The organism is Collinsella sp. AF18-8LB (assembly GCF_003459795.1).
In the GTDB taxonomy this organism is placed as follows: Bacteria; Actinomycetota; Coriobacteriia; order Coriobacteriales; family Coriobacteriaceae; genus Collinsella.
This window is the reverse complement of record NZ_QRWU01000001.1, coordinates 91,713-114,036: the sequence shown is the minus strand read 5'-3', so window position 1 is coordinate 114,036 and position 22,324 is coordinate 91,713. Positions and strand designations below refer to the sequence as shown.

The window sequence follows — 22,324 nt, the reverse complement described above, 5'->3', positions numbered from 1 at the left end:
GATGCGCTCGGGGCAAGGCGGGCTAAATCCGCTCGCAGGCGTTATTCGCCGGCGGGCGGTTGTGGTGCAGACGAAGACGGGGTCGAGCCCTCGCCACCATCCTGGCGCGGCTTGCGGGAACGGCGACGACGACGGCGCTTCTGGCCCTGATCGGCCGAACCCTCGCTACCGCGATCCTCGCGCAGCTCGTGCTCATCGCGAGCGGCGCCACGCGAAGCCTTGGCGGCAGTCCCTCCGCCATCTCCGGGACGACGGCGCGTGACCTTGACCTCGCCATCCGAGACCTGATCGGCCACGGAGGGAACTGAGGGCTTCTGCTGCGCGCCCGAGGAATGGCGACGGCGCGGACGCGGCGCGCGCTCGTCATCGTTGCGTTGCTTGCCACCCTTGTCGGCAGGCGTATCGGAACCCGAACCACCCTTGGGGGCGGCACCAGCCTCGCGAGCAGCTGCGGCGCGGAAGGCGTCCTCGCGCTCCTCACTCGACAAATGGCGGCGACGACGACGTGTGGGGTTCATGCCACCGCCGCGATTCTGCTGCTGGGGCTGCTGAGCCTCGCGCTCGCGAGAGGCGTTCTTGCCCGCGGCCGCGGCCTCGGTAACATCGCCCGAGCCCGCGCGCTTGCGACGACGACGGCCACCGGCGGCCTCCTCGACTTCGGGCACCTCGGCCTTGCCGCGGCCCTTTCCGCGGCCACGACCCTCGCCCTGGCCTTGACCGGCGCGAGCATCGGATTCAGCATCGCGACGACGGCGCTTGGGCATCGACGTACCGGCCAGACGGTCGGCACTCGACAGACCATCACCCACGTCGACGCCGTTCTCACGGTCGAGCTCCATGAGCGCCAGGCGCATCTCAGGCGACTCGATGCGCTCGAGCACGTCGCGCGTCACGCAGTCGGGGCGACAGTTGCAGCCCTGCTCGGCGGCCTTCTTTTTGCAGCCCTCCGAGCACGTCATGTCGGCCAGATTGACCTTGAAGACCTTGCCGTTCTCCAGACGCAGCACAAGCTGCTCGCGCGGCGTGTCATATTCCTGGATGCGCGCCTTGCCGAGCGGCGTGTCGATAAGCGTCTTCTTTTTGGGCGCGCGGCTCTTAAAGTCCTTGTACGCCTCGAACTCATAGCGCAGGCAGCACATCAGGCGGCCGCAAACACCGCTGATCTTGGACGAGTTGAGCGGCAGGTCCTGCTCTTTTGCCATGCGAATCGAGACGGGCTCAAACTGTCCGCCAAAACGCGTGCAGCAGAGTTCCTGTCCGCACTGGGCATAGCCGCCCACCAGGCGGGTCTCGTCGCGCACGCCGATTTGGCGCATGTCGACGCGAATGTGCAGCGTCGAGGACAGGTCCTTGACGAGCTGGCGAAAATCGACGCGCTCCTCGGCCGCAAAGTAGAACACGGCCTTCTCGCCGCCAAACAGGTACTCGACGCCGACCGGCTTCATCTCGAGGTCGAGTTCCTTGACCAGACGGCGGAAATCGACCATGGCCTCGTCGCCTTGGATGGCCAGGTCATCGGCAAGCTGCAGGTCGATGTCGCTCGCCACGCGCAGCACGGGCTTGAGCGGCTGGCCGATCTCATCTTGCGGCACCTCGAAGGGATCGGCCGTGACCAGGCCGATCTCGGTTCCGCGCTCGGTGGAGCAAATGGCGTAATCGGCCTCGAGGATATCCAGATCCTGTGGGTCGAACCACAGGTCGCGCGAGGCGTAGGTAAACTTAACGGGTACGACTAACGGCATTTCAGTGCCTTCCTGATATCGAACAGCATGACCTCGATGGCCAGCTGGGGAGTAACGTTTCTGGCGATGTTGCGCTCGGCGGTTGCGACCGCCTCGAGCGCCTGGGTGGCACCCGCAACATTGGTCGCGGCGGCAAGCCGACCGATCGTGTCGCGCACGTCTTCGTTCACCACGTCGGCCGCTTCATCCTGAAGCGTCAGCAGCACATCGCGCATGAGCGTCCGCGCGCTCGCCAGCGCTTCCATGATACCCGAACGCTCGCGCGCGTTGAGTTCGCGCTTGTTGCGGTCCTCAAGCTGCTTCAATGCTCCACGCGACAGGTAATCGGCATTTTGCTCGAGCACCTTTTCCTGCGTGGACTTGACCTCGGCGAGCGGCGCCTTAACGGCGACGATGAGCGACTTGGCGAGGCTGAGCACATCAGCCTCGTCGGCGGCGATGAGCGAGTCGATGGCACGGACCATCTGACGGCGAGCGTCCTGGCGCTCGGCGCTCTTAAGGAACTCGATGCCGCGCGTGGGGCTCCCCGCCACGGCGACCGCCATGCGACAACGCGCGAGGTCCTGGCCGGTGGCGCGGCTCACGGCCTGCGCGGCCACGGCGGGCGACACCAGCCGAAACGGCACGCACTGACAGCGGCTCACGATAGTGGGCAACATCACGTCTGCCGAGGTGCCCAGCAAGATGAACATAACGCCCTCGGGCGGCTCCTCGAGCGTTTTGAGCAGCGCGTTGGCGGTGTTGGCGCGCAGCTGCTCGGCGCGGTCGATGATGTAGACCTTGGCCTTGGCGCGGATGGGCGCCAGCGGCACGTCATCGAGCAACTCGCGGGTCTGGGCAATGAGGTAGCCCGTGGCACTCTCGGGCGTGTAATAGTGCACGTCGGGATGCGTATGCCGAGCAACGCGCACGCAGCTGTCGCATGCGCCGCAGCCATCCTGCTCGCACAGGAAGGCCTGGGCGAGCGCCCATGCAGCGTCGAGCTTGCCGGCGCCGGGAGCACCCAAAAACAGGTAAGCGTGCGATGCGCGGCCGCCGGCGACGGCATTGGTCAAAAAGTCGCGCACGCGCTCTTGGGTGTCGAGCTTGGCCAACAGGCTTGTCTGAGCGGGGGCCATGTTACTCGGCCTCCTGGGCAAGCGCGGCGGCAACGGCGTCTTGGGAGATATCGAGACCGTGCGCGCGGACCTGCTCGACCGTCTTCGCAAAGACTTCCTCGATGGGCGCGGTGGCGTCGATGAGCTTTACGCGGCCTGGCTCCTCGGCGGCAATGCTGCAAAATCCCTGGTAAACGCGCTCTTGGAACGCCATGCCCTTTGCCTCCATGCGATCTGCCGCGCCACGGGCGGCCATACGCAGCGCCGCCTGCTCGGGTGTGATGTGGTAGACGAGCGTGAGCGCCGGATGCGTTCCCGCGACGGCCAGGTTATTGGCATCGCGTACCATCTGGCGATCGAGGCCGTCGGCAAACGCTTGGTAGCAGGTCGTGGAATCGTAGAAGCGGTCGCACAGGACCACCTTACCGGCCGCGAGGGCGGGGGCTATGACCTCGTGCACCAACTGGGCACGGGCCGCCTCGTACAGCAATAGCTCGCAGGTGTCACCCATCGCCGTGTTGGCGGGGTCGAGCAGCAGGGCGCGAATCTTTTCGCTGATGGCAGTACCGCCCGGCTCGCGCAGACTCACCACCTGGTAGCCGGCAAGATCGAGCGCACGGGCAAGCAGACGCGCTTGCGTAGACTTGCCGGCGCCGTCGACGCCCTCGAGCGTGATGAAGCTATGTTGAGCGGGCTCAAAAGCCATGGGCGCAGCCCCTTCCTACATGGCGCGTAAATGCAGATATATCAACCAAATCATGATACCCCAGGGGCAGGCGCGCCCCAACCACCAGGCGGCAGTTAGGGACGTTCCCAAACTGCCGGCCGAAAAGGAACGTCCCCAACTGTCATGATGGGGAATTTTGGACGATGGGTATAATCGTCGTATTGCATTGAAATGTGGCGAAAGGAGTGGCAATGTCTCGGTATTGCTCCTCGTGCGGCAAGCTTCTTGCAGATAATGCCAAGTTCTGCACCTCGTGCGGTGCACCCGTTGAGCAAACAACCGCGAGCGATAGCCAGCCCGCTTTTGAGCAGACCGGCTCCCTTGATATGCCGCAAGCCAAGGCGGACGACCCCCTCGCCTATCGCCCCGACTCCGCCGCAAGCCCCGCGGCCGTCGAGACCACGCAGCGCATACCCGTCGCGAGCGGCTCGCCCCAACAGCAGCCGGCTCCCTCATACGCGCCCGCTTCGCCACAGACCCCCGCTCCCAAAAAGAGCGGCACCGGGCCGCTTATCGCCGTTATCGTTGTGCTGGTGGCGATCATCATCGCTCTGGTCATCTTCTTTGCAATCAGACCGTTCGACAACGCCGCCACGCAGACGACTGCCGAGGTAGCTAAGCTGCACCATGACGTCGACGACGATGACCTAAAGCCCCTCGGCGATCCCAACAGCCTGTACGACGATGATGACGATGACGACGAGGATGGCGGCGAAGCAACGCTCTCCGAGCAGAACCTCTACCGCCGACTGAGCGAATACTACGACCTGCTCGAAGACCTCGACAGCCAGGTCCGCGCCTGCGCGCAGGCCTTCAATGGCAGCTATCTGGAAGAAGATCGCACCACCCGTCAAAATCTCGCCGACGTCGCCGAGCGCACGGAGGACACCATCGAGCAGTATTACGACATCGTCGAGGATCTGGACGTCCCGACGAGCTCCAGGAACTACAGCTCCTGGAAGGACATCGTTGCCCTGTACGACGACCTGGATCACCGCATCGACGCAATCTGTGATGCCTGGGAGATCAGCCTGAAATACGCCAAGCCTGCGGACCATAAGAATGAGATCGTGGCGCCGCTGTCACACGACAACGTGGCGGGCACCAATGACAATAAGTACCGCCTAGACTTTGAGGAGCGCTATCCCGGCGCCAAACCCGTCGAAGTGAACTAGCGCTTTGTCGTTCCCGAGCCAGCAGTTAGGGACGTTCCTAAACTGCCGGCAGAAAAGGAACGTCCCTAACTGCCGGTCAAAAAACGAGCGAGGATCGCAGGGTCCTCGCTCGTTTTTAGGGCAATGTTTCGACTGCGCCGCTACTTGTCGGTAGCCGCTTTCTTGGCAGTCGACTTCTTCGCCGTCGACTTCTTGGCGGTCGTCTTTTTGGCCGTCGTCTTTTTGGCCGCCGTTGTCTTCTTCGCCGTGCTCGCCTTGGTTGTGGTTTTGCGGCCGCGGGCGGGCTTCTTCTCCTTGGTCGGGCAGTCCATGTTGACGCAGATGCGCCACGGGCCGCGCGCCGTGTTGACCACCACGATGGGGGCACCGCACTCGGGGCAGGTCTCACCCGTCGCCTCGAGCTTACCGCGCGCCGGCAGCGGATAGCTCACGCCGCAGTCATCGTAGTTGGTGCAGCGGATAAAGCGCTTGCCGCTCTTCTCGCTCTTGTGCGCGATCAGATCGCCATGGCGTCCGGCCTCGGCGCACACCTTGCACTCGCCCACCTTAAGGTCGGGCTCGTAGTTGGTGGGGCACGTCGGGTTCACGCAGATCTCGAAGGCCTTCTGGCGGAACGGCTGGCACTTAATGCGCGGCGCGCCGCATTCGGAGCACACGGCGGCCTCGCCCTCGAGCGGGCTCACCTTGACACCGCTCGGCACCGGATAGGTCACATCGCAGTCGGGCCAGCCCATGCAGCCGATAAAGCTGCCGCGGGTCTTGGCGCTCGTCTTCATAACCAGGTCCTTGCCGCACTTGGGGCAGGCGCCCACGCGCGCATCGGCCGTGACGGCGTCGCTGATGGCGTCGCCCAGCTCCTGCGTATGTTTGAGCAGCTCGTCGAGCACGCCGGCCAGCAGCGCGCGCGAGTGCGTCACGACATGCTCTTCGGTGTCCTCGCCGCGCTCCACGCGGGTCATGTCGCCGTCGAGCTCGCTGGTCATATCGGGGCTCGTGATGCGCGGGGCAAACTGCGACAGTGCATCGATAATGGCGATACCCAGCTGACTCGGCTCCACGGGATCGTTTTTGAGGTAACGCACGGCGTACAGGCGCTCGATGATGCTCGCGCGCGTGGACTTGGTGCCCAGGCCACGCTTTTCCATCTCTTGCACGAGCTTGCCCTGGCTGTAGCGCGCGGGCGGCTCGGTCTGCTTGGCCTCGAGCTTAATGTCGAACACGTCGACCGTATCGCCCTGCTCAAGCGGCGGCATCTGCTCGTCGCGCTTAAGGCCGTACGGGTACGCCTCGCGGAAGCCCGGGGTCACGAGCACGTCGCCCGAAGCCACGAACGGCTCGCCGTTAACGTCGAGCTCAAGCTTGGTGTTCTCGATGGTCGCGGGACCCATGAGCGTCGCCAGGAAGCGGCGGGCGATGAGGTCGTAGAGCTTGCGCTGGCCACCATCGAGCGTGGATGGATCGCCCTCGCCCGTGGGGTAGATAGGCGGGTGGTCGGTGGTCTCGACCTTGCCGCGCGTGGGCTTCATGGGGCCGGCGAGCACCTTTTTGCACACGGGCGCCAACGCCGGGTTGATCTTTGCCAGGTCGCTTACCACGGCGCCCAGATCGAGCGTCGCGGGGTACACGGTGTTGTCGACACGCGGATAGCTGATGAGACCCGCCATGTAGAGGGACTCGGCGATGCGCATGGTGCGTGCGGGCGATATGCCCTCGGCCGCAGCGGCTGCCTGCAGCGAGGTGGTCGCGAACGGCGTGGGCGGCTGCTGCTTGCGCGAGCGCTTCGTCACCGCGGCGACGGTTGCCGTCTTGATGCCGTCAACGTGGCCGTATGCCGTCTCGGCAGCATCTTTATCGGTAAAACGCGCCGTCTTGTGCGCGATCTTAAAGCGGTCGTCCTCGGCGGCGCCCTGCGCGGCACCCATACCGCGAATCTGCCAATAGTCCTCGGGCACAAACGCCATGCGCTCGCGCTCGCGCTCGACCACCAGGGCAAGCGTCGGCGTCTGCACGCGGCCGGCAGAGCGCACGTTACCAAAGCCGCCAAACTTGGCGAGCGTCAGGTAACGCGTGAGCACCGCACCCCAAATGAGGTCGATGTGCTGGCGGCTCTCGCCGGCGTCGGCCAGATTCTGGTCGAGCGAGACGAGATTATCGAAGGCCTGCGTGATCTCGGCCTTGGTAAACGAAGAGTATTGGGCGCGGGCAACCGGCAAGTCGGGCGCCACCTCACGCACCTTGTTGAGAGCGTCCGAACCGATCAGCTCACCCTCGCGATCGAAGTCCGTGGCGATGATGACGCTGTCGGACTTCTTGGCAAGGTTCTTGAGCGAGCGAATGAGCTCCTTCTCGGCCGGCAGCTTAATAACGGGCGCCCAGGTGAGATAAGGCAGGCTCTCGAGCTTCCAGCCCTTGATGGAGATACCGTCGGCAAGGAACGGCTTGCGCTTGGTGTCGTAGGGCGGACGTGCCAGGCCATCGGGCATGTCGGCCGGCAGCATCTCGCCGTCCTCGGTGACCGAATACCAGCCCAGCTTTTTATCGAACAGCACGCTGTCGCAAAAATCGGGCGCGAGGATGTGACCGGCAAGGCCGATCGTCACGCACTCCTCGCCCTTCCACTCAAAACGGTAGATGGCGGTGTTGTACACCTTGTCCTTTTTGGGCTTGCCCGTGGACAGACGCTCGGCGATCTGGCGCGCGGCGTCGTTTTTCTCGGCGATGATGAGCTTCAAAAGAGGCTCCTATCTCATGTCTCTGCGGCTGCGCCCGCGCTTATGGCGGCCGACTTACGCCCTTGCTTGCTCGATCTGCCCGATGAGCCAATCGCACCAGGCATCCATGCCCTCGCCCTTGCGCGCGCTCACGGCAAACCGCGGCGCCTGCGGATTGAGGTCATCGAGTGTCTTAGTATACCTATCCATGTCAAAATCGAAAGCCGGGGCCACGTCGACCTTATTGAGCAGCTGCGCGCCGGCGTGCTGGAAGATGCCCGGGTACTTGATGGGCTTGTCGTCGCCCTCGGGCACCGAGAGAATCATGATGGACAGGTTCTCGCCCAGGTCAAAGTCGACCGGGCAGACCAGGTTGCCCACGTTTTCGATAAAGATGACATCGATGTTTTGAAGGCCCACCGCTTGGTCGAACGCGTCAACGGCCTCCATGATCATGTTGCCCTCAAGATGGCACAGGCCACCGGTGTTGATCTGGATGGCGGGCATGCCGGCTTCCTTCATGATGATGGCGTCGACGTCCGAGGCGATATCGCCCTCGATGACGGCACAGCGCAGGCCGGCTTTGTCACGCAGGCGCTCGTTGGTGCCCAGGATCGTGGTGGTCTTGCCCGAACCGGGGCTCGACAGCACATTGATCACATAGGTGCCTGCCTCATTAAATCGCTGACGCAGCTGGTCTGCCAGACGCTCGTTGCGCGACAGGATCGGCGATGCGATATCAATCGTTTTCTCGGCCATACTCGGCACTCCTTACTTCTGCCATTTGGTGACGGCTAATCGTCGGGGGTTTCGATTTCGATACTTGCGATGTCGAGTTCGCGGCCGTGCAGTAGGCGCACGTTGGCACCACCACACTGGGGACAGCGACAGTGGAAGCGATCGTGGTCGAAGACGTCGCCGCAGTCCAGGCACTCGCTTTGTGGATGGACTTCCTCCACGGAAAGCTCGCAGCCTCGCGTGAGCGGGTCCTCGTCGCGAAACGTCTCCCACGCAAAGTCGAGCGCCTCGCGCACCACCTCGGTCATATCCCCGATACGCAGCGTTACCAAAACGGCGCGCGAGGCCCCCGCCCCACGCGCCGCGCGAATCACTGTATCGAGTATGCCGTTGACAATGCCAACCTCGTGCATACCGATTTACTCCTCGTCGTCCTCGTCGTCCGAGAACAGGTCCAGACGGCTCACGAACAGGCCCTCCTTGCCCTCGCGCGCAGTAATGACCACGCGAGCGATGGCGAGCGAAATCTCGTAGAGCGAAAGCAGGGCACCGTACATAAGGCCCAGCGTGACGGGCGAGCCGTCGGGCGTGATCACAGCCGAGCCCACGAGCAGGCCCACGTACACGTAGCGCCAGGCGCCGCGGAAAGCCGCGTAGGACACGATGTGGAAAACGGACAGGTAGAAAATGATGAGCGGCAGCTCAAACGCCACACCAAAGCCGATCATAAAGAGCAGCTCCATGTTGACGTAGTTCTCCAGATCGGGCAGCGCAGTTGCGACGGCAGAGGTCTCGCCGATGAGCCACTCAAAGCCCGCAGGAATGATGATGAAGTAGCAGAAGATGGCACCCAGGAAGAACAGCACCGTCGAAGCGAGCACCGTGGGCACGACCCACTTGCGCTCGTTGGGGCGAAGCGCCGGCAGGAAGAACGCCAAGATCTGCCAGATGATCATGGGCGTGCACATGACAACGGCCATCTTGATGGCCAGCGAGAAGCGCAGGCCAAAGCCGCCGAGCGTGGTGGTGATGTAGAACTTACCGTCCGGCACAAACGAGCGGATGGGGTCTTCCAGGATATCGAGCACCACGGGCGTGGCGAAATACAGCACGATGGCGGCGGCAAACACCGATACGACCACGATGGTCAGGCGGCGACGGAGCTCTCCCAGGTGATCGAAGAGCGGCATGCGCGCAGGTCCGATAGGCATTACTCATCGCCTCCCTTCGGGGCGTCGGCGGCAGCGGCTTCGTCCTCGACCTCAAGCTCACGAGCGAGCTGGTCGACGACGGCCTTGCGCTTGCGGGGACGACGGGCGTAGAGGTCGGCCGTCGTGGGCTCTGCCGGCTCGGGCTCGGGCTCTGCGGCAGGCTCGGGCTCGACGGCGGCAGTGGCAGCATCGGCAGCGGACACAGCAGCGGCGGGCCCAGCGCCCTCGGCCTCCGTCTCCTCGGCAGCAGCCTCGCCCTCAGCAGCACCCTCACTCGCGGCCTTCTCGGCGGCAAGGCGGGCACGGCGCTCGGCAAAGGTCTCCTTCTTTGCGGGCGCGGCCGTCTTGACGGCATCGGCGTCAGCATCGGAATCGTCATCGACAGCAGCCTTCTTGGGCTTGACCGGCGCCGAAGCGGCCTCACTTACCGGATCGATAATCTCGGACTGAACAACTGCCGTCATCTTTTCCTGCGTCTCGCGGAACTGACGGATGGCACGGCCGATCGTGCGGCCCATCTGCGGGAGCTTATCCGGGCCAAACAGCAAAAAGCCGAAGACCACGATGATTGCCAGCTCACCCTCTCCAATACCAAACACACATACCTCCAAGGCTCGATGTGAGTCGAGCCCGCACCGCGCCATTCGGCCGGAACTCGTCTATTCATTCGGTCAAGTATAGCGCCCGAACGCCAAAACGTTCGAGCGCATCACAAACATATGCCAAACGGCACGCCCCTTTTGGGGGCAAAGATTATGCAGCGGTGATCGAAATCTCCTGGTCGACACCCAACAGCTGAACCACGCGCATCACCGGGGGTTGCACGTTGGCGCAGCTAAAACGCTTGCCATGATCGGCTGCGTGGTGCGCGGCGCCCACAAGCACGCCAATGCCCGTCGAGTCGATATAGCTCACCTGGGCAAAGTCGAGCTCAACGGCCTCGGTGGGCTGCTCAAGCGCCAAGTCGATGGCGTTACGCAAACTGTCGGCGTTAGAGATATCGATTTCGCCGGTCACCTTAATGGTGTAGAGCTCCGGCGTGGGGTTGGTGGAAATACCCAAATCCATGTATACGCTCCTTTGCGTATCGAAAGTGCGGAAAAGTACGCGGCGCGGACTTGCAGAGCTCTGCGCGCTAGGCGCGCTCGGCACGCGTGATCTCGGCAGCGACGAGCTTGACGGCCAGCACCAGTACGTCGAGCGCGGCCTCCAGGTCCTCGACCGTGGGATAACTCGGCGCGATGCGGATGTTGGTGTCGCGCGGGTCCTTGCCATAGGGCCAGGTGGCACCAGCCGGCGTGAGCTTAACGCCCAGATCGGCACAAAGCGCGGCGACCTTTTGGGCCGAGCCCTCAGGACCATCGAAGCTCACAAAGTAGCCGCCGCGGGGATGCGTCCAAGTGGCGCAACCCGTGTTGCCCAGACCCTCGGTGAGCTTGCGCTCAACGGCCTCAAAGCGCGGGCGCAAAAATTCGGCATGCTTTTTCATATGCTCCTTGACCGCCTCGATGGTGGGAAGGAAACGCACGTGACGCAGCTGGTTGAGTTTGTCGGCGCTGATAAGGCCGGCCTTGAGGCGCTTGGAGAACTCCGCGATGACCGCAGGGCTCGCGCCGATAAAGCCGATGCCGGCGCCCGGGAAGGTAATCTTGGACGTCGAGGCAAAGGCCACCACGCGGTCCTCGGTGCCCGCCGCGCGAGCGAGGTCAAAGATATTGGCAAGCTCGTCGGTCTCGTCGTACAGGTCGTGCACGCAGTAGGCGTTGTCCCAGAAGATGCGGAAATCGGGCGCGGCCGTGGGCATCTCGACCAGGCGGCGCACGGTGTCCTCGCTAAAGGTGATGCCCGTGGGGTTGGAATACTTGGGCACGCACCAGATACCCTTGATGGAATCGTCGGCGGCAACGAGGCGCTCGATCTCGTCCATGTCGGGGCCGGCCTCGGTCATCGCAACGGGGACGTTCTCGATGCCCAAGTCGGCGGTGATGCCAAAGTGGCGATCGTAGCCGGGAACGGGGCACAGGAACTTGACCTTCTTGCCGTCGTGCGCGGCCTCGTAGGCATCCCAGGGCTCGCTGCCGCACGAACCACAGCGCCAGAACATGCCGGCGATGTCGTGCTCGATCAAAAGGCTCGACGAACCCAGCACGAGCGTCTGCTCGGCGGGGCAGCCCAGGAACTCCCCTGCCAACTTGCGTGCCGAGGGAATGCCCTCGAAGCAGCCGTAGTTGGAGCAGTCGACGTTGCCGTCGTGCAGATCGACCTCGGCATTGAGGATATCGAGCATGGGGCGCGAGATGTCCACCTGGGAGGGCGACGGCTTGCCGCGGGCCATGTCGAGCGCCAGGCCCTTGGCCTTGACCTCGGCGACCTCGGCTTTGAGCGCCTCGATGGCGGCATCGAGTTCGGTGGTTTCCATCTTCTGGTAGATCGTCTGCATGGGTGCGACCTTTCGCGAAGCGGGACGTTGCAGTTCGTCTAAGTATAGACCGCCACCGCCGCAACGGTATGAAGCCGTGATAGATTAAGTTCATCGCAATGAATTACGACATCGCCGCACATGCCGGCGTGGGGCGCCTAAGGAGGCATTATGGAATACGGTTCGTTTAGGGCTGAGGAATTCGGCGACCTGCAGCGCCTGATCGACGGGCTGTTTTACGACCGCCACGCCATCGACCGCCTGGACCTAATCGTGCAGGCCGAAATCTTGGACCTGGCGCCCGACCTTATGGAGATCGTGAACCTTTTGCCGCCCGGCTATTACGACCGCCAGTCACTTTGCGACCAGCTGAACTCCGCCTTAGCCGCCCACGGCTGGGGCGCCGTCTACGGCACCGTGGAATAGAACCACTCATTGGGGACAGACTTAAATGAGTAGTCGTCATTTAAGTCTGTCCCCAACGACTATGGGGCAGTCATTTAAGTCTGTCCCCAACGACTACCCAGTGACTAAAACGCCGCCTGTGATGGTATTCACAGGCGGCGTTTTCAAACTTGTATGTGCTCTTACTCGTCCTTGGGCGCAGGGTGTTTGCAGACCACGCTCATGTAGATCATGCCCAGCACGGCCGCGGTGACCGAACCGGCAAGAATGGCGGCCTTTGCGGCCAGGACCTCAAACTGGGCCGTCGGGAAGGCGAGGCCGCTGATGAGGATCGACATGGTAAAGCCGATACCGCCCAAAATGCCCACACCGGCGATCATATGCCAGTTGACATTGTGCGGCAGCTCGGAAATCTTGAGCTTAACCAGGGCAAACGTCATGCCAAAGATGCCGATCGGTTTGCCCAGCAGCATGCCAAAATATACGCCGAGCGTCACCGGGTCGGTGAGCAGCGTGCTCATGTCCACGCCCACTAGGCGAACCTGCGCGTTTACGAACGCAAAGATCGGCAGGATCACAAAGTTGACCGGCGTGGAGATCAGACGCTCCATGCGGATGAGCGGCGGGGTCACGCGGTGCATGACGCGCTCGACCTTGGTGGTCGAGACGGTAAAGTCGTGCTGACCCAGGATGTGCGCCTCGTCGTCGTAGCGGTCGTCGAGCAACGGCAGGCACTCGCCCAGCCAGTCGGTAAGGCTATCGAGCTTGACGCCGCACTTGGCCGGGATGGTAAAGGCCAAGATGACGCCAGCAAGCGTAGCATGCACGCCGCTCTTGAACATGCAGAACCACAGCAGCAGACCCAGCACCGAATACGGGGCAAGACGGTAGTGCTGCGTCTTGTTGAGCCACACGAGCGCGCAAGTCACAACCGCGGCGGCGCCCAACCAAAACGGGTTGGGACTCTGACCGTAGAAAATGGCGATGGCGGCGATGGAGATGAGATCGTCGGCGATGGCGAGCGTCGAGAAGAACACGCGCACGCCGTTGGGCACGCGGTTGCCCAAAAGCGATAGCACGCCCAGCGCAAAGGCGATATCGGTTGCCATGGGAATAGCCCAGCCGTTGTGCGCGCCGGCATGGTTAAAGATCAGGTAGATGCAGGCGGGAACGACGACGCCGCCCACGGCCGCCAACATGGGAAGCATGGCCTGACGCGGGTTCTTAAGCTCACCGACCGTCATTTCGTACTTAAGCTCGATGCCCACCAGCAAAAAGAAGATCGCCATGAGAAAGTCGTTGACAAAGACCTCGACGGTGAGGCCGGCCGTAAGGCTGCCAAGACCCACATACAGCGGGGTCTCCAAAAAGTGATGAATGGCCTCGTAGGCATCGGTGTTGGCACAGATGACTGCGGCGATGGCAGCGATCACCATGACGGCGGCGGAAATCGTGCCGTTCTCGGCAATGCGCTCCCAAATGTCGTGACGCTCAAAACGCTTGCGCTCACGAACGTTAAACAGCTGCTCGGGTGCTGCCATGGGCGGCTCCTTTCACGGGAAGGCTCCCGTCTTAAAAAAGAACGGCCCGCCCAAATGGCAGCGCCGCGCTCCAACGTATTACGCTTGCATCTAGCCTACCCTGCGCGACAAGCGCACAAGCGCGGCCGAAAAGCGGAACCACAGGTTGAACATTATTTGTTCAACGGTGCGAGCGCCCCCGTTCAATAGGCGACGCGATCCCGCGCACAAAAAAACGACCGGAGCGCGGAGCGTCCGCGATCCGGTCGTGAGCAGGTTACAAAAACTAGCAGGCGGCCATGATGGGGGCAGCGACCTGCTTCTTACGGGAGAGGACGCCCGGCATCCAGACGCCGTCGTGCTCGTCGGCAATGCCCAGGCCCTTCTGAGCAGCCTCGGTCTCGCCCTCGAGCAGGACCTGCGAACCCTCCTCCATGATGTCGGTGATGCACAGGACAATGCCGTCAGCACCCTTCTCGGCGGCGTAGGCGCGCATGGCCTCGCGGATCTCGTCAATCATGCCAAGCGCACGGGTCTTGTCGACGGTCTCGTACTGGCCGATGAGCAGCTTCTTGCCGGCGGGCTCGAACATCTTGATGTCGTTGCCGACCATCTCGGCTGCAGTGAAGGAGCCGGACGGACGGGTGAGGAAGACCTCCATGCCAAACTTGACCGGGTCGACGCCCACCTGCTCGCCGAGCTTAGCGGCGACGACGCGGTCGGCGGCGGCGGTGGTGGGGCTCTTGAGCATGAGCGTATCGGTCATCATAGCCGAGAGCAGCAGCTTAGCCTGGACGTCGGAAAGCTCAACGCCGAGCACGTCGGCGAGCTTGGTGACGATGGTGCAGCTGGAGCCCCAGGGCAGGCAGATGTAGTGCAGCGGGCCGGCGGTCTCGAAGTCGCCGATGCGGTGATGATCGACAACGCCAAAGACCGTGGCGTCCTTAAGGCCGGCGACAGACTGGGCAGACTCGTTGTGGTCGGTGAGGACGACGAGCTGACCGGCCTCGACGGAATCAATCACGCGGGGCTCGGCGATGCCGGCGTCGGCGAGCAGCTTGGCAGACTCTGCCGGAAGCTGACCAAGGGCGCAAGCCTCGTAGGTGTTGCCGGCATACTCAACCTGGTTGAGCAGCTGGGACAGGACGACGGCGCTCATGATGGCGTCGTTATCGGGGTTCTGGTGACCAAAGACAAGAACGTTTGCCATGGATATCCTCCACTTGATATGTGTACTTGGACGTAGCTATGGTAGCACGCTGACGCCGAACCCTAGACGATGGAAGGGCCGCGACGCAATTTGGGGCAAGCGTTGGGGGAAGTCTGTCCCCCTTGCACCATGTTGGCGCAAAGTAACCTGTCCCCCTTGCACCAGCTATTTGCCGGCGGCGCGCAGGGCTACGTAGGCGGCACCGATGATGCCGGCGTCGTTGCCGAGCGAGGCGACCTCGATAGGCGTCTCGCGCGAGGCGGAAAGCGCATAGTGCTGGAAGTGCTCGCGAACCGCATCGAGGTAGACATCGGCCGAGGCAGAGGCACCGCCGCCGATCAGGAACATCTCGGGGTCGACCACGTTGGCGATAAGCGCCAGAGCACGACCGAGATAATCGGCCATGGTATCGGCCGCGGCCAGCGCGAGCTTGTCACCCTCGCGGCAGGCCTGGAACACGTCCTTGGAATCGGAGGGGCCGGTGAGCTCGATGGGCTCGACGCCCGCCTTCTTGCACTCGGCAAGGTAGTTGCTCACCACACCGGTAGCGCTGGAATACTGCTCCAGGTGGCCATGGCCGCCACAGCCGCAGGTGCGCTCCTCGTCGGGATTCAGGCACATGTGGCCAATCTCGCCGCCGGCGCCCACAACGCCCGACACCACGTCGCCGTTGACGATGACGCCGCCGCCCACGCCGGTACCGATGGTGACCATCACCACGTTCTGTACGCCCTTGGCAGAGCCGAGCCAGGCCTCGCCCATGGCAGCGGCGTTGGCATCGTTTTCGTACTTAACGACCGCGTCGGGGCAGTGCTCCTGAATGGCGATCCTAAGCTCGGGCAGGTTAATGGCAATGTTGGCCTTGACCTTAGCATCGCCCGAAGCCGGGATGGGGCACGGAACAGCCAGGCCAATGCCCGCCACAAAGGCGCGCGGAATCTGCGCCTTGGCGACCACCTGGTCGATCGCCTCGGTCACCGCGGCAAAGCCCGCAGCATCAACGATGGGAGGCGTGGGCACGCTGGCCTTGGCAAGCAGGTTGCCGTCCTCATCGAACAGGCCCTCCTTAACCGAAGTGCCGCCGACATCAATGCCGATGTAGTACTGCTTAGGTTCCATGGGAGCCACCTTTCTCGTTTAAACATTGCCTGTATGGTACCGCTCCCAAGACAAAAACCTGCCAAAAAGGGACAGGTTTGTTTTGGCAGGTTTTATCTGGGAAAACACGAAGGCCCGCCCAACAGGTCGCGCAGGCCTTCGCCAAATACAAAGGCGCCGGGAGACGGAAAACTCCCAGCGCCCGTGAAAGGGACTGAATTGTCTGGTGAACCGCACACTCCGTCGCGGCGATAACGCCGACTAGGCCTTAAGCGCCTGCAGCAGCTTGTGGACCTCGATGAGCTCCGTGGCCATGACGCGCATGGTCTCGGTGCCGGCCATCTGGTCCTCGGCATGCAGCAGAATCAGCGGGGCTTCGCCGTTACGCTCGCCGTTGGCCTCCTTTTTGAGGAGCCCCATATGGACATCGTGGCCACCGTTGTAAGCCTCGTCGCCCTGCTTGATAAGTTCCTCAGCGGCGTCAAAATCGCCCTCCTTGGCCTTTTGCACGGCATTGATATACATGCTCTTGGCGGTGCCGACGTAGCTGATGATCTCGAAGCAGGTCATCTGCAGCTCATTCATATCCTCCATGTGCTGCACCTAGCCCATCACGCTGACGCAGTGGTCGATGATGCCGGCGGCGTTCATGCGGCCGTAATCGACCATGTTGATGACCTCGACCGGGAAACGACCGGCGGCCTCCTTCTCAAAATCGCCCTTGGTGTAGCCAATCTGCGGACCGAGCAGCAGGATGTCGCACTCGTCCAGGTGATCGTGAGCCTCGTTCATGGGACGAGCCTCGACCTCGATGTCCAGACCGCGGTTCGCGACCTCGGCCTGCATCTTCTGGACCAGCAGACTCGTGGACATGCCGGCATTGCAGCAAAGCATGATCTTCTTCATGGTTTCCTCCTTATAACTGCGCGGCGCGCAGACGACAACTGGTTTTATTCCTTGCGGCTATTGTGCCCACCCCCTGCGTCTTCACACAAGAGGAGAGCCGCGGGCATCGGCACCGCGTACCGGTGCCCGCAACGGTGGAAGGGAGAACGACGTTTAAGCGTTCTGCTCGGCAAGAGCCTCCTGCTTAGCGATAGCCTTCTCGGAGATCCTCATAAAGGGCAGGTAGACAGCCATGCCGATGACAAGCTCGAGCGCCTGCCACACGCCAGCGCGCCAGTCAAAGCCCGTAGCAAGCAGAGCGTTGATGACGGGAGGCATGGTCCAAGGCACCTGGGCAATGCAAGGGCTGATGATGCCCGCGCAGGTCAGAGCATAGGTGGCGCCGATGAACAGGTCGGGGAGAAGCACGAACGGAATCATGAGCGGCAGGTTGTACACGACGGGGTAACCGTAGATGACCGGCTCGTTGATGTTGAACAGACCAGGAACGATAGCCATCTTGGCAACGGTCTTGGAAGCCTTGTTCTTGGAGAACAGGAAGGTGTCGAGCAGGAGCATGAGGGTGCAGCCCGAGCCGCCGATGAGGGCGAAGCTGTTGACGATCTGCATATTCATGTAGTGGTCGGGCTGGATGGTACCGCCGGCGGCAAAAGTAGCCATGTTGTCGACGATGAGCATGGTCAGGATCGGCTCGACGGTAGCGCCAGAGATGGTGGACTGGTGAATACCGACGCAGAACAGCAGGTTCGCAAGGGTGTAGATGAGGATAACAGCCCACGGGCCGGCGTTCATGATGCTCTTGAGCGGGTTGGAAATGCACGTGGAGATGATGGTGCACAGATCGGTGCCGGCAAACACGGCGAGCAGCGCTGCGGCAACTGCGAAGATCGAGAGGTTGAGCAGCATCGGGATCATGACGTTAAAGGAGTTGGAGACCGCGGGGGGCACACCCTCGCCCAGCTTTACTTTAAGCTTTTCGACGCCGGAAATCTTGATGAAGAGCGTGACGGAGAGCAGGGCGATGATAATAGCCGCGAACAGACCGTTGGTACCGGTGTTGGCAGTCGAAAGGGCGCCCGTGACCTCGGCAGAGGTGATCTTGTCGGTGAGCAGCGGGCTCGTGGCGGCAAGCGTGGCGGTGATCTGCTGCGGCATCATGATAACGAAAGCGGAGATGGCGACGACCACGCAGGCAAGCGGGTTATCGAAGCGCTCGTTCTTAGCGAGGCTGTAGCCGATCAATCCGGCCAAGATAATGGCAGAGACGTTGAGGGTGCCCAGCGTAATTGCCGAGCCCCAGGTCTGAAGGTTGGCAAGGCCCGCTGCATCGAGCGGGAACAGAGGGAACACGACGTTGTTAATAAGAACCGCGATACCCGCAAGGATATAGAGCGGCGTGATGGTTGCGAAGGCATCGCGCAGGGAACGCAGGTGAACCTGGTTTCCCACCTTCGCAGAGACCTCGGCAAATTTGTCGAGGAAGCTCTTTCCGTTTTCACTGGCCATGATTGCTCCTAACTATCAAATCCGGCCTTTTCCTATGCGCACGGTGGTCTGTCGCCCTTTGCCACCAGATGTGCCATGTTTTGCGCGCGGCGGCGCGCGGTCTGGGCGTTCGCCTGGTCGCTAGTCAACCACGTGGGTCGTTGCGACCTGCTTGAGCCAAGCTGCCGACTTCTTAAGGCGGCGCTTGTAGCCGTCCATAAGGTCGACCTCGACAAAGCCGTAACGGTTCTTAAAGGCATTAGCCCAAGACCAGTTATCGATGACGGCCCAATAATGGTATCCGCGGCATTTGGCGCCCTCGGCGATTGCCTTGGCAACCCACTCCAGGTGCTGGCGCACAAAGTCGACGCGGTAATCGTCCTGAATGGTGCCCTCGGCGTCACGGTTCTTGTGTTCGTCCATGATGCCGATACCGTTCTCGGACACAAACCACTCAAGATCGGGGTAATTCTTAGCGCAGTCCATGCCAAAGTCGTAGAGACCCTGCGGGTAGATCTCCCAGCCGCGGCTCTCGTTCATAACGGCGTCAGGCCACACGTACTCGTCGGCAAAGTGCGGCAGACCGTACTGGTCGATCTTGCTCGCCGGGGCCTGAACGCGCGTGGGATGGTAGTAGTTGCAACCGAGCCAGTCGACAACACCCTGCTTGAGGATCTCTTGGTCGCCGGCACGGAACGGAAGTTTAACGCCGCCCTCGGCCAGGCTGTCGAGCACGTCGGCGGGAAGCTCGCCCTTGGTAATAAGGTCGAGCCACCAGCGATTGTTGATACCGCTGGTCATACGCACGGCCTCGAGGTCTGCCTCGCTGGGGTTCTCCTTGGTATAGACCGGGGTAAAGCAGTTGATCATGCCGATCTTGGCGTCGGCGCGAACGGCGCCCTCGTCATAGGCGCGGCGGTAGTTGGCCACGGCCAGCGCGTGCGCCAGCGAGATGTGATACTGCACGGTGCGAGCGCGGTTATAGTCATGGAGCTGCGGGTACCACACGCCCTCCTGATAGCGCTGCTCGGGCTCGACGATGGGCTCATTAAAGGTGAACCAGTACTTGATCTCCTGGCCAAACTCGCGGAAGGCGACGTCGGCGTAATGAGCGTAAGCCTCGACGACCTCGCGGCTCTCCCAACCACCACGGTCAAAGAGGTAGGTGGGCATGTCAAAGTGGTACAGGTTGACGAACGGCTCCAGGCCGGCCTCGCGAGAGGCACGGAACAGCTCGTGATACCACGCGGCGCCCTCCTCATTGAGGTTGCCGTTAGCATCGAGCAGGCGACTCCACTGGATGGAGGTGCGGTAGGTATCCAGGCCCAAGTCCTTCAAAATGCGAAGGTCCTCCTGGTACTTAGCCATAAAGTCATTGCCAGCATAAGAGCCAACGCGGTTATAGAACGAATCCAGATCCTGGATGGACCAGGTGTCCCACAGGTTCTCGAGCTTGCCGCCCTGGTTCCACTGACCCTCAGTCTGCGGGCCGGACATAGCGGCGCCAAAGAAGAAGTCACGGGGCAGCTGATACTGTGCCATCGAAGTCCTCGCTTTCGTGTTCTAGAGCTTCCGGTTGGAGACGGGTTTGCCTTGGCAGGTTATCCGGCGCGGGCGCGCACCGGATATCTGGATATTCAGCCCGCCAAAACAAAACCGTCCCCAAACGGTCGGTCCTGCCGTCCGGCAGGGTTCCGTTCGTTGGCTACAACTATAGCGCTCTAATTTTATAAGTAAAGCGTCTTTTTCTTTTTTCTTTCTCGAACTTCTTAGATAAGAATTATATGGATGCCTCGCAGAGGGTTATACTTACTTTTGTATCCATGTATGTCGGAAAGGGGGTTCCATGATTCCCAAATACGAGGCGATAGCTGCGGATATCCGTCGAAGCATCGAGGACGGCGCTCTTAAGCCGGGTGACAAGCTGCCCACCGTCGTTGAGTTCTGTGAGCTCTATAGCGTTTCTAAAATCACCGTCAAACGAGCGATTGAGCAGATTACCGAGGAAGGTCTTATTACCAGCCGGCGCGGATCGGGCACCTACGTCAAGGACACGACGGGGCTTCCCGGCAAGGCGTTTTTCCAGGGCAAGAACGACCGCGCCGCGGGTTTTTCGCATGAGCACCGCGGGGAGAAGGTGTCCTCGGTAGTCTACGATTTCTCGATTGTCAATCCACCAGCGGACGTCGCCGCTCAGCTGGGAATTGCCGAGGATGACTTTGCCTATCACATCGTGCGCGTGCGCCAGGTGGACGAGAAGCCCATCGTTATCGAGTACACCTACATGCCCCTCGAATTGATCCCGGGCCTTAAAAAGAAAGATCTGTACGGATCGGTCTACAGCTTCATCCGCGAGCAATGTGGGCTGAAGATTTCGAGCTTCCACCGCACCATCCGCGCCGTAGCGGCAACCGAGGAAGAAGCTGAGCGCCTGGACACCAAGCCCGGCTCTCCCCTACTCGAACTCAGCCAGATTGGCTTTTTAGATAGCGGCATCGCCTTTGAGCATTCGATCTCGCACAACGTCGGCGACCGCTTTGAGCTGCACAACGTAACGTTGGCATAGATTTTTGTAGTCATGCGGGCGCTCGTTTTGGCTCATTTAGAGCGGGCGGCCGCGCAACGCCATGGGGGTATGAACATGTCCGATTTGATTAAACTGACGCCGATTTTCCACGAGAAGATCTGGGGCGGCCGCCAGCTCGAAACCGTATTTGGCTACGACATTCCCGAGGGTCCCATCGGTGAGTGTTGGGCCATCTCGGCCCATCCCAACGGCGACTGCCAGATTGCGGAGGGCCCGTATGCCGGTCACACGCTCTCGTGGCTGTGGGCCGAGCACCGCGAGCTCTTTGGCAACTGCGAGGGCAAGGAGTTCCCGCTGCTCATTAAGATTCTGGACGCCAAGGACGATCTTTCGATCCAGATTCATCCCAACGACGAGTACGCCGCCGAGCACGAGAACGGCAGCCTGGGCAAGACCGAGTGCTGGTATGTGCTGGACTGCGAGCCCGGCGCCACGATTATCGTCGGGCAGCGCGCCAAGGATCGCGCCGAGGCCGCACAGATGATCAAGGACGGCCGCTGGGACGACATGCTCAACGTGCTGCCGATTCACAAGGGCGACTTTTTCCAGATTGACTCCGGCACCGTGCACGCCATCAAGACCGGCACGCTCATTTTGGAAACGCAGCAGTCGAGCGACGTGACGTATCGCCTGTACGACTACGACCGTCCCGGCACCGACGGCAAACTGCGTCCCCTGCACATTGAGCAGAGCCTCGACTGCATCGATTTTGACGTTCAGGCTCCGACCGACGGCACGGTGACCGCGCCCGAGATCGATGGCGTGACCGAGCTCGAGTCTAACTCCTGCTACACCGTCGATCGCGTGCGTGTCAACGGCAGCAATACCCTCGACCAGCGCTGGCCCTTCATGTGCCTGTCGGTCATCGACGGCGAAGGCACCGTCTGCGGCGACCCCGTCCACAAGGGAAGCCATCTGCTAGCCCCCAGCACCGTCACCTCCATCGACCTCGAGGGCAAGATGGAACTGATCATCTCGCACCTGTAAGCCACCGGTCCCCAAGTGCTCGCCGGGATGGGCGCGGGGTTTGATCGCCTGCTCGGGCAGTCCTGCTCGCACGGAGAGCACATTAAGTGCTCTCCGGCTCGTGCGGAACTCGCGATCGACCAAACCCCGCGCCCATCCCGGCGAGCCTCTGGACAGCAGCAACAACCTAAAAGCAACAAGGGGCTCTCCCGTCCATCAACGGGGGAGCCCCTACTCATATCCATTTATCAGCCCACCCGGCTCTCCAGACCATAAAGCGAACGAGCAGAGCGTTGTTCGCAAGCAACGTTACCTGAGGACCTGGGT

21 protein-coding genes are annotated in these 22,324 nt (G+C 61.8%); 4 read left to right on the top strand and 17 right to left on the bottom strand.

Going from position 1 to position 22,324, the window contains the following annotated elements:
* Positions 1-41: 41 nt before the first annotated feature.
* From ricT to tmk, 3 genes are read right to left on the bottom strand one after another with little or no spacing between them, the layout of a single operon-like run.
* Positions 42-1,742, bottom strand: a complete 1,701-nt coding sequence (gene ricT, locus DWX25_RS00520; RefSeq protein ID WP_117798424.1) for a regulatory iron-sulfur-containing complex subunit RicT — start codon at positions 1,740-1,742, stop codon at positions 42-44.
* Complete coding sequence (locus DWX25_RS00515) at positions 1,733-2,860, bottom strand: ATP-binding protein (protein ID WP_117735508.1); 1,128 nt, start codon at positions 2,858-2,860, stop codon at positions 1,733-1,735. The genes ricT and DWX25_RS00515 overlap by 10 nt, the downstream gene beginning before the upstream one ends.
* Before the next feature lies 1 nt (position 2,861).
* A complete protein-coding gene (tmk, locus tag DWX25_RS00510; RefSeq protein ID WP_117798423.1) occupies positions 2,862-3,545 on the bottom strand; it encodes a dTMP kinase in 684 nt (227 codons plus the stop codon).
* Between the two features lie 212 nt (positions 3,546-3,757).
* Between tmk and DWX25_RS00505 the strand changes: the two genes are divergently transcribed.
* Positions 3,758-4,741 (top strand): zinc-ribbon domain-containing protein, encoded by a 984-nt coding sequence (locus DWX25_RS00505; protein ID WP_117798422.1) that lies wholly within the window; start codon positions 3,758-3,760, stop codon positions 4,739-4,741.
* A 140-nt stretch (positions 4,742-4,881) separates the two neighbouring features.
* On the opposite strand, the gene DWX25_RS00500 is transcribed toward DWX25_RS00505, so the two are convergent.
* The 7 genes from DWX25_RS00500 to DWX25_RS00470 all read right to left on the bottom strand — a co-directional run bounded on the left by DWX25_RS00500 (position 4,882) and on the right by DWX25_RS00470 (position 11,841).
* Complete coding sequence (locus tag DWX25_RS00500; protein WP_117798421.1) at positions 4,882-7,473, bottom strand: DNA topoisomerase I; 2,592 nt, start codon at positions 7,471-7,473, stop codon at positions 4,882-4,884.
* 54 nt (positions 7,474-7,527) lie between these two features.
* Positions 7,528-8,211, bottom strand: coding sequence for a hydrogenase nickel incorporation protein HypB (gene hypB, locus DWX25_RS00495; RefSeq protein WP_117798420.1), 684 nt, complete (start codon positions 8,209-8,211; stop codon positions 7,528-7,530).
* A 35-nt stretch (positions 8,212-8,246) separates the two neighbouring features.
* Complete coding sequence (gene hypA, locus DWX25_RS00490; RefSeq protein ID WP_117735512.1) at positions 8,247-8,603, bottom strand: hydrogenase maturation nickel metallochaperone HypA; 357 nt, start codon at positions 8,601-8,603, stop codon at positions 8,247-8,249.
* A 6-nt stretch (positions 8,604-8,609) separates the two neighbouring features.
* Positions 8,610-9,401, bottom strand: coding sequence for a twin-arginine translocase subunit TatC (gene tatC / locus DWX25_RS00485; RefSeq protein ID WP_022093860.1), 792 nt, complete (start codon positions 9,399-9,401; stop codon positions 8,610-8,612).
* Positions 9,401-10,000: a twin-arginine translocase TatA/TatE family subunit gene (locus DWX25_RS00480; RefSeq protein WP_158557542.1), complete on the bottom strand. Its 600-nt coding sequence runs from the start codon at positions 9,998-10,000 to the stop codon at positions 9,401-9,403. The genes tatC and DWX25_RS00480 overlap by 1 nt, the downstream gene beginning before the upstream one ends.
* Positions 10,001-10,154: 154 nt before the next feature.
* A complete protein-coding gene (locus DWX25_RS00475) occupies positions 10,155-10,469 on the bottom strand; it encodes an STAS domain-containing protein (RefSeq protein ID WP_117735514.1) in 315 nt (104 codons plus the stop codon).
* Positions 10,470-10,536: 67 nt separating this feature from the next.
* A complete protein-coding gene (locus DWX25_RS00470; RefSeq protein ID WP_117798419.1) occupies positions 10,537-11,841 on the bottom strand; it encodes an aminotransferase class I/II-fold pyridoxal phosphate-dependent enzyme in 1,305 nt (434 codons plus the stop codon).
* Between the two features lie 150 nt (positions 11,842-11,991).
* Between DWX25_RS00470 and DWX25_RS00465 the strand changes: the two genes are divergently transcribed.
* On the top strand, positions 11,992-12,246 hold the full coding sequence (locus tag DWX25_RS00465; protein ID WP_055251249.1) for a hypothetical protein: 255 nt from the start codon (positions 11,992-11,994) through the stop codon (positions 12,244-12,246).
* A gap of 161 nt (positions 12,247-12,407) precedes the next feature.
* Here the strand turns inward: DWX25_RS00465 and nhaA are convergent, their stop codons facing one another.
* The 7 genes from nhaA to DWX25_RS00430 all read right to left on the bottom strand — a co-directional run bounded on the left by nhaA (position 12,408) and on the right by DWX25_RS00430 (position 19,986).
* Positions 12,408-13,766 carry a Na+/H+ antiporter NhaA gene (gene nhaA / locus DWX25_RS00460; protein WP_117798418.1) on the bottom strand — a complete coding sequence of 453 codons (1,359 nt, stop codon included), beginning with the start codon at positions 13,764-13,766 and terminating at the stop codon, positions 12,408-12,410.
* Between the two features lie 265 nt (positions 13,767-14,031).
* The gene (locus DWX25_RS00455) at positions 14,032-14,955 is read right to left on the bottom strand and encodes a manganese-dependent inorganic pyrophosphatase (protein WP_117798417.1); all 924 of its coding nucleotides are present in this window, start codon (positions 14,953-14,955) and stop codon (positions 14,032-14,034) included.
* 165 nt (positions 14,956-15,120) lie between these two features.
* Positions 15,121-16,074, bottom strand: coding sequence for an ROK family protein (locus DWX25_RS00450; protein WP_117794134.1), 954 nt, complete (start codon positions 16,072-16,074; stop codon positions 15,121-15,123).
* Between the two features lie 240 nt (positions 16,075-16,314).
* On the bottom strand, positions 16,315-16,647 hold the full coding sequence (locus DWX25_RS00445) for a PTS lactose/cellobiose transporter subunit IIA (protein ID WP_199412282.1): 333 nt from the start codon (positions 16,645-16,647) through the stop codon (positions 16,315-16,317).
* Positions 16,648-16,656: 9 nt separating this feature from the next.
* Positions 16,657-16,959, bottom strand: coding sequence for a PTS sugar transporter subunit IIB (locus DWX25_RS00440; RefSeq protein WP_055251257.1), 303 nt, complete (start codon positions 16,957-16,959; stop codon positions 16,657-16,659).
* Between the two features lie 153 nt (positions 16,960-17,112).
* The gene (locus DWX25_RS00435; protein WP_117794135.1) at positions 17,113-18,465 is read right to left on the bottom strand and encodes a PTS sugar transporter subunit IIC; all 1,353 of its coding nucleotides are present in this window, start codon (positions 18,463-18,465) and stop codon (positions 17,113-17,115) included.
* A 120-nt stretch (positions 18,466-18,585) separates the two neighbouring features.
* Positions 18,586-19,986, bottom strand: coding sequence for a glycoside hydrolase family 1 protein (locus DWX25_RS00430; RefSeq protein ID WP_055251261.1), 1,401 nt, complete (start codon positions 19,984-19,986; stop codon positions 18,586-18,588).
* A gap of 304 nt (positions 19,987-20,290) precedes the next feature.
* Between DWX25_RS00430 and DWX25_RS00425 the strand changes: the two genes are divergently transcribed.
* Together DWX25_RS00425 and DWX25_RS00420 are read left to right on the top strand one after the other, a co-directional pair.
* On the top strand, positions 20,291-21,010 hold the full coding sequence (locus DWX25_RS00425) for a GntR family transcriptional regulator (protein ID WP_117798416.1): 720 nt from the start codon (positions 20,291-20,293) through the stop codon (positions 21,008-21,010).
* 75 nt (positions 21,011-21,085) lie between these two features.
* Positions 21,086-22,018, top strand: coding sequence for a type I phosphomannose isomerase catalytic subunit (locus tag DWX25_RS00420; RefSeq protein WP_369832048.1), 933 nt, complete (start codon positions 21,086-21,088; stop codon positions 22,016-22,018).
* The last annotated feature ends 306 nt before the right edge of the window (positions 22,019-22,324 follow it).

Bases quoted from the DNA above. Each gene is read 5' to 3' on its own strand.
- ricT (WP_117798424.1), bottom strand. From the start codon at position 1,742: ATGCCGTTAGTCGTACCCGTTAAGTTTACCTACGCCTCGCGCGACCTG.
- DWX25_RS00515 (WP_117735508.1), bottom strand. From the start codon at position 2,860: ATGGCCCCCGCTCAGACAAGCCTGTTGGCCAAGCTCGACACCCAAGAG.
- tmk (WP_117798423.1), bottom strand. From the start codon at position 3,545: ATGGCTTTTGAGCCCGCTCAACATAGCTTCATCACGCTCGAGGGCGTC.
- DWX25_RS00505 (WP_117798422.1), top strand. From the start codon at position 3,758: ATGTCTCGGTATTGCTCCTCGTGCGGCAAGCTTCTTGCAGATAATGCC.
- hypB (WP_117798420.1), bottom strand. From the start codon at position 8,211: ATGGCCGAGAAAACGATTGATATCGCATCGCCGATCCTGTCGCGCAAC.
- hypA (WP_117735512.1), bottom strand. From the start codon at position 8,603: ATGCACGAGGTTGGCATTGTCAACGGCATACTCGATACAGTGATTCGC.
- tatC (WP_022093860.1), bottom strand. From the start codon at position 9,401: ATGCCTATCGGACCTGCGCGCATGCCGCTCTTCGATCACCTGGGAGAG.
- DWX25_RS00475 (WP_117735514.1), bottom strand. From the start codon at position 10,469: ATGGATTTGGGTATTTCCACCAACCCCACGCCGGAGCTCTACACCATT.
- DWX25_RS00470 (WP_117798419.1), bottom strand. From the start codon at position 11,841: ATGCAGACGATCTACCAGAAGATGGAAACCACCGAACTCGATGCCGCC.
- DWX25_RS00465 (WP_055251249.1), top strand. From the start codon at position 11,992: ATGGAATACGGTTCGTTTAGGGCTGAGGAATTCGGCGACCTGCAGCGC.
- nhaA (WP_117798418.1), bottom strand. From the start codon at position 13,766: ATGGCAGCACCCGAGCAGCTGTTTAACGTTCGTGAGCGCAAGCGTTTT.
- DWX25_RS00455 (WP_117798417.1), bottom strand. From the start codon at position 14,955: ATGGCAAACGTTCTTGTCTTTGGTCACCAGAACCCCGATAACGACGCC.
- DWX25_RS00450 (WP_117794134.1), bottom strand. From the start codon at position 16,074: ATGGAACCTAAGCAGTACTACATCGGCATTGATGTCGGCGGCACTTCG.
- DWX25_RS00445 (WP_199412282.1), bottom strand. From the start codon at position 16,647: ATGGAGGATATGAATGAGCTGCAGATGACCTGCTTCGAGATCATCAGC.
- DWX25_RS00440 (WP_055251257.1), bottom strand. From the start codon at position 16,959: ATGAAGAAGATCATGCTTTGCTGCAATGCCGGCATGTCCACGAGTCTG.
- DWX25_RS00435 (WP_117794135.1), bottom strand. From the start codon at position 18,465: ATGGCCAGTGAAAACGGAAAGAGCTTCCTCGACAAATTTGCCGAGGTC.
- DWX25_RS00430 (WP_055251261.1), bottom strand. From the start codon at position 19,986: ATGGCACAGTATCAGCTGCCCCGTGACTTCTTCTTTGGCGCCGCTATG.
- DWX25_RS00425 (WP_117798416.1), top strand. From the start codon at position 20,291: ATGATTCCCAAATACGAGGCGATAGCTGCGGATATCCGTCGAAGCATC.
- DWX25_RS00420 (WP_369832048.1), top strand. From the start codon at position 21,086: ATGTCCGATTTGATTAAACTGACGCCGATTTTCCACGAGAAGATCTGG.